Annotated in this window: 15 protein-coding genes and 1 pseudogene; 11 read left to right on the plus strand and 5 right to left on the minus strand. The window is 62.0% G+C overall.

The genetic code is table 11. From position 1 onward, the window contains the following. Window positions 1-77: 77 nt before the first annotated feature. Window positions 78-323 carry a TIGR02647 family protein gene (locus tag AC07OF_RS01495; RefSeq protein WP_038615787.1) on the minus strand — a complete coding sequence of 82 codons (246 nt, stop codon included), beginning with the start codon at window positions 321-323 and terminating at the stop codon, window positions 78-80. Window positions 324-407: 84 nt separating this feature from the next. Next, window positions 408-692, minus strand: coding sequence for a hypothetical protein (locus tag AC07OF_RS01500; protein ID WP_191830543.1), 285 nt, complete (start codon window positions 690-692; stop codon window positions 408-410). Window positions 693-838: 146 nt separating this feature from the next. Between AC07OF_RS01500 and AC07OF_RS01505 the strand changes: the two genes are divergently transcribed. Further along, window positions 839-1,501 carry a glutathione S-transferase family protein gene (locus AC07OF_RS01505; RefSeq protein ID WP_495072505.1) on the plus strand — a complete coding sequence of 221 codons (663 nt, stop codon included), beginning with the start codon at window positions 839-841 and terminating at the stop codon, window positions 1,499-1,501. A gap of 52 nt (window positions 1,502-1,553) precedes the next feature. Here the strand turns inward: AC07OF_RS01505 and argH are convergent, their stop codons facing one another. After that, window positions 1,554-2,948 carry an argininosuccinate lyase gene (argH, locus tag AC07OF_RS01510; protein ID WP_038615780.1) on the minus strand — a complete coding sequence of 465 codons (1,395 nt, stop codon included), beginning with the start codon at window positions 2,946-2,948 and terminating at the stop codon, window positions 1,554-1,556. A gap of 219 nt (window positions 2,949-3,167) precedes the next feature. On the opposite strand from argH, the pseudogene AC07OF_RS01515 reads away from it, so the two are divergent. The 8 genes and pseudogenes from AC07OF_RS01515 to rsd all read left to right on the plus strand — a co-directional run. Continuing rightward, window positions 3,168-3,275 (plus strand): annotated as a pseudogene (locus tag AC07OF_RS01515) (sensor histidine kinase); the annotation flags it as partial. Next, complete coding sequence (locus AC07OF_RS01520; RefSeq protein ID WP_157194637.1) at window positions 3,272-4,018, plus strand: LytR/AlgR family response regulator transcription factor; 747 nt, start codon at window positions 3,272-3,274, stop codon at window positions 4,016-4,018. The pseudogene AC07OF_RS01515 and the gene AC07OF_RS01520, both read left to right, overlap by 4 nt. A 118-nt stretch (window positions 4,019-4,136) precedes the next feature. Further along, window positions 4,137-5,078 (plus strand): hydroxymethylbilane synthase, encoded by a 942-nt coding sequence (hemC, locus tag AC07OF_RS01525; protein ID WP_157194636.1) that lies wholly within the window; start codon window positions 4,137-4,139, stop codon window positions 5,076-5,078. After that, window positions 5,075-5,842: a uroporphyrinogen-III synthase gene (locus AC07OF_RS01530; RefSeq protein ID WP_495072506.1), complete on the plus strand. Its 768-nt coding sequence runs from the start codon at window positions 5,075-5,077 to the stop codon at window positions 5,840-5,842. Before hemC ends, AC07OF_RS01530 begins: the two co-directional genes overlap by 4 nt. A gap of 45 nt (window positions 5,843-5,887) precedes the next feature. Further along, window positions 5,888-6,982 (plus strand): uroporphyrinogen-III C-methyltransferase, encoded by a 1,095-nt coding sequence (locus tag AC07OF_RS01535; RefSeq protein WP_232478217.1) that lies wholly within the window; start codon window positions 5,888-5,890, stop codon window positions 6,980-6,982. Beyond that, entirely contained in the window at window positions 6,979-8,217 is a 1,239-nt protein-coding gene (locus tag AC07OF_RS01540; protein ID WP_157194635.1) for a heme biosynthesis protein HemY, read from the plus strand. Before AC07OF_RS01535 ends, AC07OF_RS01540 begins: the two co-directional genes overlap by 4 nt. 216 nt (window positions 8,218-8,433) lie before the next feature. Continuing rightward, window positions 8,434-8,952, plus strand: coding sequence for a disulfide bond formation protein B (locus AC07OF_RS01545; protein WP_157194634.1), 519 nt, complete (start codon window positions 8,434-8,436; stop codon window positions 8,950-8,952). A gap of 223 nt (window positions 8,953-9,175) precedes the next feature. Beyond that, a complete protein-coding gene (gene rsd, locus AC07OF_RS01550) occupies window positions 9,176-9,646 on the plus strand; it encodes a sigma D regulator (RefSeq protein WP_157194633.1) in 471 nt (156 codons plus the stop codon). Window positions 9,647-9,662: 16 nt separating this feature from the next. Here rsd and AC07OF_RS01555 read toward each other — a convergent pair whose 3' ends face one another. Next, window positions 9,663-10,328 carry an FKBP-type peptidyl-prolyl cis-trans isomerase gene (locus AC07OF_RS01555; protein ID WP_495072507.1) on the minus strand — a complete coding sequence of 222 codons (666 nt, stop codon included), beginning with the start codon at window positions 10,326-10,328 and terminating at the stop codon, window positions 9,663-9,665. 226 nt (window positions 10,329-10,554) lie between these two features. On the opposite strand from AC07OF_RS01555, the gene AC07OF_RS01560 reads away from it, so the two are divergent. After that, a complete protein-coding gene (locus tag AC07OF_RS01560) occupies window positions 10,555-11,625 on the plus strand; it encodes an AlgP family protein (protein ID WP_495072508.1) in 1,071 nt (356 codons plus the stop codon). On the opposite strand, the gene AC07OF_RS01565 is transcribed toward AC07OF_RS01560, so the two are convergent. Further along, a complete protein-coding gene (locus AC07OF_RS01565) occupies window positions 11,601-12,083 on the minus strand; it encodes a TIGR02444 family protein (RefSeq protein WP_495072509.1) in 483 nt (160 codons plus the stop codon). The two genes, AC07OF_RS01560 and AC07OF_RS01565, sit on opposite strands and share 25 nt — an antisense overlap. 50 nt (window positions 12,084-12,133) lie before the next feature. On the opposite strand from AC07OF_RS01565, the gene AC07OF_RS01570 reads away from it, so the two are divergent. Continuing rightward, window positions 12,134-14,044 (plus strand): ATP-binding cassette domain-containing protein, encoded by a 1,911-nt coding sequence (locus AC07OF_RS01570; RefSeq protein WP_157194629.1) that lies wholly within the window; start codon window positions 12,134-12,136, stop codon window positions 14,042-14,044. Window positions 14,045-14,049 lie beyond the last annotated feature (5 nt).

Consider the following 14,049-nt stretch of genomic DNA (forward strand, 5'->3'; position numbering starts at 1 on the left):
GCATCGCGGGGCAAGCCCGCTCCCACAGGTGGTGTTAATCCTGTGGGAGCGGGCTTGCCCCGCGATGATCATTGTTCTCAGGCAGGCTGGGCGACGTTCAGGATGGTCAACAGCTGCTGCGCGTGCTCGGCAGCATCATGCCCCAGACTGGTCAGATAACCGCCATCAGGCTGGTCGGTCAGTTGCTTGTCGTACAGGCGTTGAGCTGCAGCGATGAGTTCTTTGGAGGCAGTGTTATGGACCTTGATGCCTTCCTGGCTGCTATCCAGGTTGAACAGGGCAAGGACTTCCAGCTCGGCAATCAGTTCGGGGGTAAACGACATAGAGACTCCGACTTCCAGACAAGGAGGGCAGCACCGTCGCCGGTGCCTGGTTTTGCAGTGTAGTCAGGGAAATCCTGCTTTGCTTCAGTCCTTTTCCGGCGGCAGCTCGGGCAGGGCGCGCAAAGCGGTTTCATACCATTCGGTGTTGAAGGCGCGATCATCTTCGAGCATCGCGTCAATCTCGTGGGCCAGCACATGGGCCATGAGGTTGAGGATGTCTTCGCGCTCGTAACCCACCAGGGTCAGCTTGTTGAACGTGGCTTTGGCCGCTGGCGGGTTGTCGCTTTCAATCTGGTTTTCGATCGCTTCGATCAGGGTCGACTCGGCGAACTCTTCTTCGTCGCTGTCGATGTCGGTTGGCTCGCTCATGGGCGATCTCCTCTGAAGGGGCACCCAGTTTGCCATGAGCCAAGCGTCAATGCCCGGCTATCGACAATCTCCATGATGCTGGTCAGTACCCGGTCATGGGTCTATAACAATCCGGCCAACCCCTTTACGGCCTGGAGGCTGTTTTCATGCTTAAGCTTTATGGATTTGCCGTCAGCAACTACTACAACATGGTCAAGCTGGCGCTGCTGGAAAAGGGTGTACCGTTTGAAGAAGTGCCGTTTTTCGGCGGCCAGAGCCCCGAAGCACTGAAGATGAGCCCGCGCGGCAAGGTGCCGACGCTGGAGACCGAGCACGGTTTTCTCAGTGAAACCAACCTGATCCTCGATTACATCGAGCGGACCCAGGCGGGTAAGGCGCTGTTGCCTGAAGGGGTTTTCGCCCAGGCCAAGGTGCATGAACTGGCCAAGGAAATCGAGTTGTACATCGAGTTGCCGGCCCGCGCCTGCTTCCCCGAAGCTTTCTTTGGTGCCCAGGTAGACCAGGCCATCAAGGACAAGGCCAAGACCGAGTTGCTGGCAGGTATTGCCACCCTCAAGCGCAACGGCAAGTTCAGCCCGTATGTCGCCGGCGACAGCCTGACCATCGCCGATGTGATGTTCTGCTTCAGCGTCGATCTGGCTTATGCGGTGGGCAAAAAGATCTTCGGCATCGATGTGCTGGAGGACTTCCCGCAAGCGCGCGAGCTGCTTGAGCGCTTCAAGAACAATCCGAATGTGCAGAAGATCATGGCCGACAAGGAGGCGCAGATGCCGGCGTTCCTTGAAATGGTGCGTAGCGGCAAGCGCTGACAGCAGATGCAGCAGGCTCGCGGCAGGACGCCGGCGAGCCTGTGCGCAGGGCTTAGCGGCTGGCCAGCAACGCCTTGCCGCGGGCTGCGGCGGCGCGTACTTGCGCCGGGGCGGTACCGCCGATGTGGTCACGGGCGTTGACCGAACCTTCGAGGGTCAGCACGGCGAATACGTCCTGTTCGATCTGGTCGCTGAACTGGCGCAGTTCCTCCAGGCTCATCTCGGCCAGGTCCTTGCCGGTATCGACACCGTACTTGACCGCGTGGCCGACGATTTCGTGGCAATCACGGAACGGCAGGCCACGACGTACCAGGTAGTCAGCCAGGTCGGTTGCGGTGGAGAAACCACGCAGGGCGGCTTCACGCATGATCGCGTGGCGCGGCTTGATCGCCGGGATCATGTCGGCAAAGGCACGCAGCGAATCGCGCAGGGTGTCGGCGGCGTCGAACAGCGGCTCTTTATCTTCCTGGTTGTCCTTGTTGTAGGCCAGCGGCTGGCCTTTCATCAGGGTCAGCAGGCCGGTGAGGGCGCCGAACACACGGCCGGTCTTGCCGCGAACCAGCTCCGGAACGTCCGGGTTCTTTTTCTGCGGCATGATCGAGCTGCCGGTGCAGAAGCGGTCAGGCAGGTCGATGAACTGGAACTGGGCGCTGGTCCACAGCACCAGCTCTTCGGAGAAGCGCGACAGGTGCATCATCGCCACGCTGGCTGCGGCGCAGAATTCAATCGCGAAGTCGCGGTCGGAGACGCCGTCCAGCGAGTTGCCGCCCACGGCTTCGAAGCCCAGCAGCTGGCAGGTCAGTTCGCGATCGATCGGGTAGGTGGTGCCCGCCAGCGCGGCGCTGCCCAGGGGCATGCGGTTGGTGCGCTTGCGGCAGTCGACCAGACGCTCGTAGTCGCGGCTGAGCATCTCGAACCAGGCCAGCAGGTGGTGGCCGAAGGTCACTGGCTGGGCGGTCTGCAGGTGGGTGAAGCCGGGCATGATGGTTTCGGCTTCGCGCTCGGCCTGCTCCAGCAGGCCCTGCTGCAGGCGGGTGATCTCGGCCAGGATCAGGTCGATTTCGTCACGCAGCCACAGGCGGATGTCGGTGGCGACCTGGTCGTTGCGGCTACGGCCGGTGTGCAGCTTTTTACCGGTAATGCCGATGCGGTCGGTCAGGCGTGCTTCGATGTTCATGTGCACGTCTTCAAGGTCGACGCGCCAGTCGAAGTTGCCGGCCTCGATTTCAGCCTGGATGGTTTTCAGGCCATCGATGATGGTGTCGCGCTCGGCGTCTGTGAGCACGCCGACCTTCGCCAGCATGGTGGCGTGGGCGATCGAACCCATGATGTCGTGGCGGTACAGGCGCTGGTCAAAATTGACGGAGGCGGTGAAACGGGCGACGAAGGCGTCGACGGGCTCACTGAAGCGGCCGCCCCAGGACTGATTGGTCTTGTCGGTGCTCATGGATTCACTCGTTGAAGGCGTGAACGGAAAAGTGGCGTCGATGATAACAGGGTTGAGGCGCGTGCCGCAGGACGGCGGTCGGGGCAAATGCGTGATTATGTCGCGGTAAAGGCAGGCGACAGGGCGTTCGCAACAGGATATTTATCGAATGAACGGCAGCGTTCCGGCAACCGTCTACAGTTGGACAGAGGCTCGGCATGTTTCATGCTGAGCCAGTGAATCTTTAGCCATCGTGCGAGTCTGAGCGTGGATTGCCGTGACGGTCGTCACCTCACCTGTCTACGCTACCCTTGTGCGAGACTCACGCAGGAATCCAGCGCAATATGAATGTCCTGATCGTTGATGACGAAGCCCAAGCCCGGGAACGCCTGAGCCGACTGCTTGGCGAACTGGGGGGCTATACAGTGCTGGAGCCCAGCGCCACCAATGGCGAAGAGGCTCTGGCCCTTATTGACAGCCTCAAACCCGAGGTAGTCCTGCTCGACATCCGCATGCCGGGCCTGGATGGTCTCCAGGTCGCCGCTCGCCTGTGCGAACGCGAAGCCCCGCCTGCCGTGGTGTTCTGTACCGGAGACGACGAATTCACCGTACAGTCGTTTACGGACAGCACTCTGGGTTATGTGCTCAAACCGGTAACGGCCGATGCCCTGCGCGAAGCGTTGCGCAAGGCCGAGCGGCCCAGTCGGGTGCAGCTGGCGGCGCTGACGCGACCGGCAGCCGAGAGCGGCAGTGGCCCGCGCAGCCACATCAGTGCGCGAACCCGCAAAGGCATCGAGCTGATCCCCCTGGACCAGGTGATTTACTTTATCGCCGATCACAAGTACGTGACCTTGCGCCATGAGTCCGGTGAAGTGCTCCTGGATGAGCCACTTAAAGCATTGGAAGACGAGTTTGGTGATCGTTTCGTGCGTATTCACCGCAACGCCCTGGTGGCCCGCAACCGCATCGAGCGTTTGCAGCGCACGCCGCTGGGGCATTTTCAGCTGTTTCTCAAAGGCCTCAATGGCGATGCGCTGATCGTCAGCCGTCGGCATGTGGCGGGCGTGCGCAAGATGATGCAGCACCTCTAGGCCGGGATTGGAGAATATTCCTACCAGGGATGGTTAATTTCTCCTGTGACATAGATCTGCAAGCGGGTCTGAATGAACTGTTATCATCCGTTACATCTATCTTTGTACGGATCGATCCATGTCCACTCGCGAAATCCGCATTGCCACGCGTAAAAGTGCCCTTGCCCTGTGGCAGGCCGAATACGTCAAAGCCCGTCTGGAGCAGGCCCACCCTGGTCTGCTGGTAACCTTGGTGCCTATGGTCAGTCGCGGCGACAAGCTGCTCGACTCGCCGCTGTCGAAGATCGGTGGCAAGGGCCTGTTCGTCAAGGAACTGGAAACCGCATTGCTGGAAAACCAGGCTGACATCGCCGTGCACTCGATGAAAGACGTGCCGATGGACTTCCCCGAGGGGCTGGGCCTGTATTGCATCTGCGAGCGCGAAGACCCGCGTGACGCCTTTGTTTCCAATACCTTCAAGAGCCTCGATGAGCTGCCCGCCGGCAGTATCGTCGGCACCTCCAGCCTGCGTCGTCAGGCCCAGTTGCTGAGCCGTCGCCCAGACCTCGAGATCCGTTTCCTGCGCGGCAACGTCAACACCCGTCTGGCCAAGCTCGACGCCGGCGAGTACGACGCGATCATCCTCGCTGCTGCCGGCCTGATCCGTCTCGGCTTTGAAGAGCGCATCACCTCCGGCATCAGTGTCGATGACAGCCTGCCTGCCGGTGGCCAGGGCGCGGTGGGTATCGAATGCCGCAGCGCCGACCGCGAGATCCATGCGCTGCTGGCGCCTTTGCACCATCAGGACACGGCTGACCGCGTGACTGCCGAGCGAGCGCTGAACAAGCACCTCAATGGCGGCTGCCAGGTGCCGATCGCCTGTTACGCCGTGCTGGAGGGCGACCAACTGTGGCTGCGCGGCCTGGTCGGCGAACCGAGCGGTGGCAAGCTGCTGACCGCTCAGGCCCGTGCGCCGCGTGGCGATGCTGAGGCCCTGGGCGTTCAGGTTGCCGAAGACCTGCTCAAGCAAGGCGCCGAAGACATCCTCAAAGCCGTGTATGGCGAGGCCGGTCACCCGTGAGCGGCTGGCGCCTGCTCCTGACCCGGCCGGCGGAAGAATGCACCGCGCTGGCACAGGTGCTGGCTGAGCAAGGGGTTGCCAGCAGCAGCCTGCCGCTGCTGGAGATCGAGGCCTTGAGCCTGGATGAGCCCCAGCTCGGCCTGCTGCGCGGGTTTGATCGCTACGCTGCGATTATCGTGGTCAGCAAGCCGGCTGCGCGCCTGGGGCTGGCGGAGCTGGCCCGCTTTTGGCCGCAGCTGCCGCAGTCAGCCTGGTTTACCGTGGGGGCTGCGTCTGCGCAGATTCTTCAGGACCAGGGCTGCCAGGTCAGTTTTCCGCCGGCCGGCGATGACAGCGAAGCACTCCTGCAACTGCCCGCGTTGCACCAGGCGATTGCCGGTCCGGCACCGCGGGTACTGATCATGCGTGGTGAAGGCGGGCGCGAATTGCTCGCCGAGCGTCTCACCGAGCAAGGTGCTAGTGTCGATTATCTGCAACTCTACCGCCGCTACCTGCCGGCCTATCCGGACGGCGCATTATCTGCGCGAATTGCCGAGGAACGCCTGAACGGCCTGGTGGTCAGCAGTGGGCAGGGTTTTGAACACTTGCAGCAACTGGCCGGGGAGAAGTGGCCGCAGCTGGCACAGCTGCCGCTGTTCGTGCCCAGCCCGCGCGTTGCCGCGCAAGCCCGGGCAGCCGGGGCACAGAATGTAGTGGACTGTCGCGGTGCCAGCGCCGCGGCGTTGTTGGCAGCCCTGCAGCAAATGCCTGCACCTGCCCTCTGAAGCGCTAAGCTGATTGGCGACGAGCCCAATGCAAAGGATGGATACGTGAGCGAAACTGTCTTGCCCAACGATGACTTGCAATCGACGCCTGACGCGTCTGAACCCTCCGCCACCGCGCCGGCCAAACGTTCGGGCAACGGCCTGGCAATCCTGGCCTTGCTGCTCGGTGCTGCGGGCGTTGCCGTTGGCGGTTGGGGGGTATGGCAGGTGCGCCAGCTCCAGGGCGCCGAACAAGGCCAGGGCCAGTACCTGCAAGCCTTGAGCGAAAAGACCCAGGCGCTGCAATTGCGTGAGCAGCAGATGTCGGCGCAGCTGGCGGGTTTGCCTGCGGCGACCGAACTTGAAGACCGCCGTCGCCTGGTGGCGCAACTGCAGGGCGATCAGCAACGTCTGAGCCAGCGCCTGGAAAGTATTCTGGGTGCCAGCCGCAAAGACTGGCGCCTGGCCGAAGCCGAGCACTTGCTGCGTCTGGCCAGTCTGCGCTTGTCGGCCCTGCAGGACATCGTCAGTGCCCGCGCACTGGTCCAGGGTGCCGATGACATTCTGCGCGAGCAGAGCGACCCGGGTGCCTTTGCCGCCCGTGAGCAGCTGGCGAAAAGCCTGGCCACCCTCAGCAGCGTCCAGCAACCGGACCGTACCGGCTTGTTCCTGAAACTGGCGGCCCAGCGTGAACTGGTACAGCAGCTCAGTGCGGTGTCGCCGGAATTCAACAGCGATGCCAATGCCCTGGGTGCCTTGACCGCCGATGGCGATGGCGCCAGTCGCTGGTCGCAGTGGTGGGCGGAGCTGTCCAAGTACTTCCAGATTGATTTCAACGCCGACGAAAATGTTCGTCCATTGCTTGCCGGGCAGTCGCTCAATCAACTGCGCCTGGCGCTCAGCCTGACCATCGAGCAGGCCCAGTGGGCTGCGCTCAATGGCGAAGCCAAGGTGTATACCCAGGCCCTGGATGATGCGCGCAGCGTGCTGCTGGCCAACTTCAACCCGGACAACCCGCAAAGCAAGGCAATGCTCGACAGCCTCAATGCTCTGGCCGAAGAGCCGGTATCGGTGGTGGTCCCGGACCTGGCCGACAGCCTTAGTGCGGTTCAAGCCTACCTCGAGCGCCGGCACTTGCCGGCCGAGGAGGGCAAACCATGAAACGCGTCTACCTGTTGGCGGTGGTGGCCATTGCGGCCGCTGCCGCACTCGGGATCGCGATCGCCAAGCACAGCGGTTATGTGCTGATTTCCTACGGCAGCTTTCGCTATCAATCCGGGCTCTGGGCGGCACTGGCGGTGTTGGCCGGCATCATTCTCGCCGTGCTGCTGGTGCGCTATCTGGTCGGCCTGGTGCTGACTTCCAGCGGTGTGGTCAATCCCTGGTCGCGCCGCAACCGCAGTCGTCGTACCCGTCTGGCCATCGAGCAGGGCCAGCTGGACCTTGCCGAGGGCCGCTGGGCCAGCGCTCAGCGCCACCTGCAGCGCGCCGCCGAAGCGGAGCGTCAACCGCTGCTGTACTACCTGGGCGCTGCGCGCGCCGCGAACGAACTGGGGCGCACCGAAGACCGTGACAACCTGCTCGAGCGCGCCCTGGAGCGCCAGCCGCAGGCGGAGCTGGCGATTGCCTTGAGCCATGCTCAGCTGCAGATGGATCACGGTGAAAGCGATGCGGCGCTGGTCACCTTGCAGGCCATGCAAGAGCGTCATCCGCATAACGCCCAGGTGCTGCGTTTGTTGCAGCGGCTGTACCGTGAGCGCGGTGACTGGTCGGCGCTGATCCGGTTGATGCCTGAGCTGCGCAAGGACAAGGTCCTGCCCGCCACTGAACTGGCGGAGCTGGAGCGACGCGCCTGGGGCGAGAACCTCAGCCTGGCCGCCAGCCGTGAAGGTGAGGAGCAGAGTGCCCGTCAGTCCCTGGAACGGGCCTGGCAGCAGCTGACCACCGCTCAGCGTCAGGAGCCGCAACTGGTGTTGGCCTATGCCGAGCAGTTGCGGCAGTTGGGGGCGGAGAGCGAGGCTGAAGAGGTGTTGCGCACAGCACTCAAGCGCCAGTATGAGAGCCACCTGGCGCGGCTCTATGGCCTGGTGCGCGGTACCGACCTGGCGCGCCAGCTGCAGACCGCCGAAGGCTGGTTGAAGCAGCACGGCGATGACCCTGGCCTGCTGCTCACCCTGGGGCGGTTGAGCCTGCAGAACCGCTTGTGGGGCAAGGCGCGTGACTATCTGGAAAGCAGCTTGCGCCTGCAACGCAATCCCGAGGCCTGCGCCGAACTGGCGCGCCTGCTGGCCGGGCTGGGGGATACCGAGCGCAGCAACCAGCTGTTCCAGGAGGGGCTGGGCCTGCTGGACGAACGCCTGCTGGCGCTGCCCTTGCCGGAAGCTGTTCGAGCTTGAGCTACCCTTGGGCTTGCGCTAAACCGCAAGCCCAAGCCCTCGGAGAAAACGCCTACAAACCCCTACGTCCTCGTCCGACAATAGCTGAATATATTTCTAGCTTGTTTCGCGATCATTCCCTTTGTAGTCAACGACTTATCCTATTTGTCGCGCCTTGAAACAAGATGCGGCAATCCTCTACCGTTGAAGTCTGCCCATCTCGATTGCGGAACTACCATGCCGTTGGCTCGCTTGCGTTCAATGTTCCTTCCGGCCTTGCTGGCCTCGGTACTGATGCTGGCTGCTGCGTTCTATCTTGAATGGGGCATGGCGCTGGAACCGTGTCCGCTGTGCTACAGCCAGCGGCTGTTTCTGGGGGGCTTTGCACTGGTTTGCCTGTGCGCAGTGGTGCACGCTCCCGGGCGCCTGGGGGCGCGTCTTTATGCGGCGCTGGCGCTGTTCTTTGCCACGGGTGGAGCGCTGCTTGCAGCCCGGCATGTGTGGTTGCAAGGCAGGCCGCTGGCGAACATGGGATGCCAGCCATCGATGAGCTATTTCTTCGAAAGCCTGCCCCTGAGCCAGTCGCTCAAAATCATGGTGCTCGGCAGCCCTGAGTGCACACCCATCAACTGGAGTTTTCTCGACTTGACGGTCCCCGAGTGGAGCTTGCTGTCATTTGTACTGTTGGCCGCACTGCTGCTTTTGCGCCTGTGTGCGCACAAGCGTGCGCTCATCAGCCATCGGGCAAAAAACTGAAGCAATCGATTGCAAGTGCAAACGACCGGCGGCACCTTCATAAGGTATTAAACACTTGTATGAACTTTGTCGTCTGCGTACCTTGAAGCCAAGGGCGCACGGGAATAATCTCCCTGCACGCATACCGAAAACACAGCTGCTCGATGCCGTCTGCTGATTTCACCATTGCTGCGCACACTTGCGAGCGGGGGCAGGCGCATTACCCAGAAGGGAAGAGATCGCCATGCTAGATAGTTGTCAGAATGCTCAGGAACGCTGGGGTGGGGTTCACAAGCTCATTGACCGCTGGTTGGATGAGCGTGCAGAGCTGGTAACGGCCTTTCGTGAGTTGCGCGATGCCAGGCCGGCATTCGCCGACAAGGACAAGAGCCGGGACTTCTGTGCGGTGCTGATCGATTATGTTTCAGCCTGGCATTTCGAAGTGAGCGAGCAACTGGTCAGCGAAGCCAAGGCCTTTGGCGATACGCGAGGCCTGGAGCTGGCGAAGCAGATCAGCCCCCGAATCGATGCGACCACCGAAATTGCCTCGGCTTTCAACGATCATTGCGATAAGGGTGACTGCAACGACCCTGAGCGCTTTGCGAAGAAGCTGACCGAGCTCGGCAGCTTGTTGCATGAGCGCTTCGAACTCGAAGACTGCCTGATCGAAGTGCTGCACAACGCGCACAGCGAAGAGGGCGCGGTACAGGCCTGATGGGTGTGCCGACGCTTCAGTCGGCGCCCCCCAGCAACTCGATCTCGAACACCAGTGGCGTGTAGGGCGCTATCAAGTCGCCCGCGCCTTCGGCGCCATATGCCTGGGCTGAAGGAATCACCAGACGCCACTTGGACCCTGTCGCCATCTCCGGCAATGCTACTTGCCACCCTTCGATCACACTGTCCAGATTGAACCACTGCGCTTGCTGGTTCTGATCGAAGACAGTGCCGTCTGGCAACTTGCCGACATAACGTACCTGGACTTTGCCCTTTGCGCCGGGTTTGGCGCCGCTGCCTTTGACCAGTTCTGTCGCCAGGATGCCTGCGGCTAATTCGCGCACTCCTGCGCGGGCCCGCTCATTGGCCATGAAGCGTTTTTCCGCACTCAGTAACTGTTCACTTTGCGCGTGTAGCGCTGCTTCGTCGGCGCGGGTTTCATGTTCGCCGAGTATTGCCGCCATGCGCTCTTTGCTCAGGGTCAGCGGCTTGTTCTGATAGGCCTGGCGTAACCCCTCAAGCAAGGCTTCCAGTTGCAGGTCGGGCACTTCTGTACGCAGCCGTTCACCAAGGCTTGCGCCCAGGCTGTAGGCCAGGTCGTGATCATTTGTCGTGGTTTCGGCGGGCGCTGCCAAGAGCGCTGCCGGCAATAGAAAAACAGCTAACACTAGATAGCGCGACACTGGCGTACTCCTGCTTCAGCGGAAGTAAAGTATGCCAGCCTTGCTCTGCGACTTCGTGCAAATATCAGCAACACTTTGCGAAGCATCTACACTTGTTTCCAGCTGCAGCGATAACAACTTTGCCCAGGCATGCAACGCGGCGCCTTCGATACTGTCAACATGCCCTAGCGGCGGTAGCAGCAGAAGCATAGTATGAGCCGCACTCTCGTCAGCCAGGAGGTAAACCATGTCGGCCAATAAGAAGCCAGTAAGTACGCCGTTGCACCTGCTCCAGCAACTCTCGGGCAGCCTGCTCGATCATTTGGAAAATGCCTGCTCGCAAGCGCTGGCTGATGCTGAAAAACTGCTCGCCAAGTTGGAAAAACAACGCGGCAAGGCACAAGAAAAACTGCACAAGTCTCGTCTCAAACTGCAAGACGCAGCCAAGTCCGGAAAAGCCAAGGCACAGGCCAAGGCCAAGTCGGCAGCGGCTGGACTGGAAGAGCTGCTCGACTCGCTGAAAGAGCGCCAGTCGCAGACTCGCACTTACATTCTGCAGCTCAAGCGCGATGCCCAGGAAAGCCTGAAACTGGCCCAGGGTGTTGGCAAGGTCAAGGAAGCGGCTGCCAAGGCGCTGACTCAGCGTGAGGCAAAACCTGCTGCTGCAGCTGCCAAGCCGGCTGCCAAGGCACCGGTAAAAGCTGCGAGCAAGCCTGCCGCCAAACCTGCGGTTAAAGCCGCTGCCAAACCGGCAGCAAAAGCCCCTGCACGCACCGCTGCTGCCAAACCAGCCGCCAAACCTGCTGCAGTAAAAGCGCCCGCCAAACCTGCGGCCAAAACTGCTGCAGCCAAACCTGCAGCGGCGAAAGCGCCTGCCAAACCTGCTGCGGCAAAACCGGCAGCCAGGCCTGCAACCAAAGCTGCGGCAAAACCTGCCGCCAGAACCGCAGCTGCAAAACCCGCCGCCAAGCCAGCGGCTAAACCTGCAGCTGCCAAACCCGCAGTGAAAGCAGCGGCCAAACCAGCAGCCAAGCCTGTTGCGGCGAAAGCTCCTGCCAAGCCTGCGGCCAAACCGGCCGCCGCGAAAGCACCCGCCAAGCCAGCAGCGGCCAAGCCTGTTGCCGCGAAAACAGCGGCCAAACCTGCGACTCGTCCTGCTGCCAAACCAGCCGCACAGCCTGCTGCCGCCAAGCCTGCCAGCGCACCTGCGCCAGCAGCTTCCGCACCCGCTCCTGCGGTCACTGCACCGGCGAGCAGCGCACCGACTGCACCTGCATCATCGGTAACGCCAACTCAGACGCCATCTTCGGCATCCTGAGTCGACTGCATCACGGCGCGCAGCGTATGCAGCGCGTCGTGATGCAAACCACCGTCCAATGACGTCAGGCATTGCAGCCAGCCGATGCCAGCTTCGGGTGTTGTTGCCCAGTCCTCACAGGCCTCCTGCAAGCGCTCCAGCACAATGCGCTCTGCCTTCAGTTCCAGTCCCTTCACTTGCTCACGCAAATTCGCCAGCTGCGGGTCCTGCATGGCCGCATTGCGCCATTGCTGACGCAAACTGCGTAGCGGTTTGACCACATTGCTCTGCCAGGTCTCGGCCACTTCCCGTAATGCTTGCAGGCGTTGCTCGTTCGGCATCACGCCGCGCGTGTCGAGCCAGGCCGCGCACAGCAGCAGGCAGACGTCACCGCCTTGATCCTGCCATTGCAGGCAGGCTGCCTCGACACCTGGGCGGGCGTAAAGATTCAGGGCAAAATTCCACAGGTCGGTGTGCATGGTCCCACTCGCGCCAGTTGCCGACGAAGCTGGTAGACTCCGCGGCCATTATGATCAGACTATCGAACCTCACTTTACAGCGTGGTCCCCAGCGCCTGCTAGAAGGCGCTGAGTTGACCCTGCACGCCGGTCACAAAGCCGGCCTGATCGGCGCCAATGGCGCCGGTAAATCCAGCCTGTTCGCCTTGTTGCGCGGTGAGCTGACGCCCGACTCCGGCGACTGTCAGCTGCCGGCCGACTGGCGTATCGCGCACATGCGCCAGGAGGTCGATACCCTCGACCGCCTGGCAGTCGACTATGTGCTCGATGGCGACATCCGCCTGCGCAAGGTTCAGGCCGATCTGGCTGCGGCCGAAGCCGCCCATGATGGTACGGCGCTGGCGCGTCTGCATATCGAGCTCGACAGCGCCGACGGCTACACCGCCGATGCCCGTGCGCGCAAACTGCTGGCCGGTCTGGGTTTCACCAACGAGCAGATGGACCGCCGCGTCGGCGACTTCTCCGGTGGCTGGCGGATGCGTCTGAACCTGGCCCAGGCGCTGATGTGCCCCTCCGACCTGTTGTTGCTCGACGAGCCGACCAACCACCTCGATCTCGATGCGATCCTCTGGCTGGAAGACTGGCTCAAGGGTTACCCGGGCACGCTGTTGCTGATTTCCCACGACCGCGATTTCCTCGATGCGGTGGTCGATCATGTCGCCCATGTCGAGCAGTGCAAACTGACCCTTTACCGCGGTGGTTACACCGCGTTCGAGCGCACCCGTGCCGAGCGTCTGGCGCAGCAGCAACAGGCCTACGAGAAGCAGCAGGCCCAGCGCGCGCACATGGAAAAATACATCGCCCGGTTCAAGGCCCAGGCCACCAAGGCCCGCCAGGCGCAGAGCCGGATCAAGGCCCTGGAGCGCATGGAAGAGCTGTCGGCGGCGCATGTGGACTCGCCGTTTGACTTCGTCTTCCGTGAATCGGAAAAGATCTCCAGTCCTTTGCTCGACCTGTCCGAAGGTCGTCTGGGTTACGGCGACAAGACCATCCTTGAGAAGGTCAAGCTGCAGCTCACTCCTGGTGCGCGTATCGGCTTGCTCGGCCCCAACGGCGCGGGCAAATCGACGCTGATCAAAAACCTGGCCGGCGAGCTGGAGCCATTGAGCGGCCGTCTGGTGCGCGGTGAGAACCTGTCGGTGGGCTACTTCGCCCAGCATCAGCTGGACTCGCTGGACAACAAGGCCAGCCCGTTGCTGCACCTGCAGCGTCTGGCACCAACCGAGCGCGAGCAAACGCTGCGTGACTTCCTCGGTGGCTTTGACTTCCGCGGTGCCCGTATCGACGAGCCGGTGCTGAATTTCTCCGGTGGCGAAAAGGCGCGTCTGGCCTTGGCGTTGATCGCCTGGGAACGCCCGAACCTGCTGCTGCTCGATGAGCCGACCAACCACCTGGACCTGGAAATGCGCCTGGCACTGACCATGGCACTGCAGGAATTCAGCGGTGCGGTGCTGGTGGTTTCCCACGATCGCCATCTGCTCAAAAGCACCACCGACGACTTCCTGTTGGTGGCCGATGGCAAGGTTGAAACCTTCGACGGCGACCTCGACGACTACAGCCGCTGGCTGGTCGAGTATCGCCAGCGCAACGCGCCGGTCAGTACTGCGCCGGTGAATGCCGACAAGACCGACAAGAAAGCCCAGCGTCAGGCGGCGGCAGCGCTGCGTCAGCAACTGGCCCCGCACAAGCGTGAGGCCGACAAGCTGGAGCGCGAACTGGGCACTCTGCATGAGCAACTGGCAAAGATCGATGCCAGCCTCGGTGACAGTGCTATCTACGAAGCTGCACGCAAGGATGAGCTGCGTGACTTGCTGGCCCAGCAGGCCAAGCTCAAAGTCCGCGAAGCAGAACTGGAAGAAGCCTGGATGGCCGCCCTTGAGCAGCTGGAGACCATGCAGGCGGAGCTGGAGGCGTTGTCTTGATCGCG

The organism is Pseudomonas sp. GW821-FHT10B02 (genome assembly GCF_059415665.1).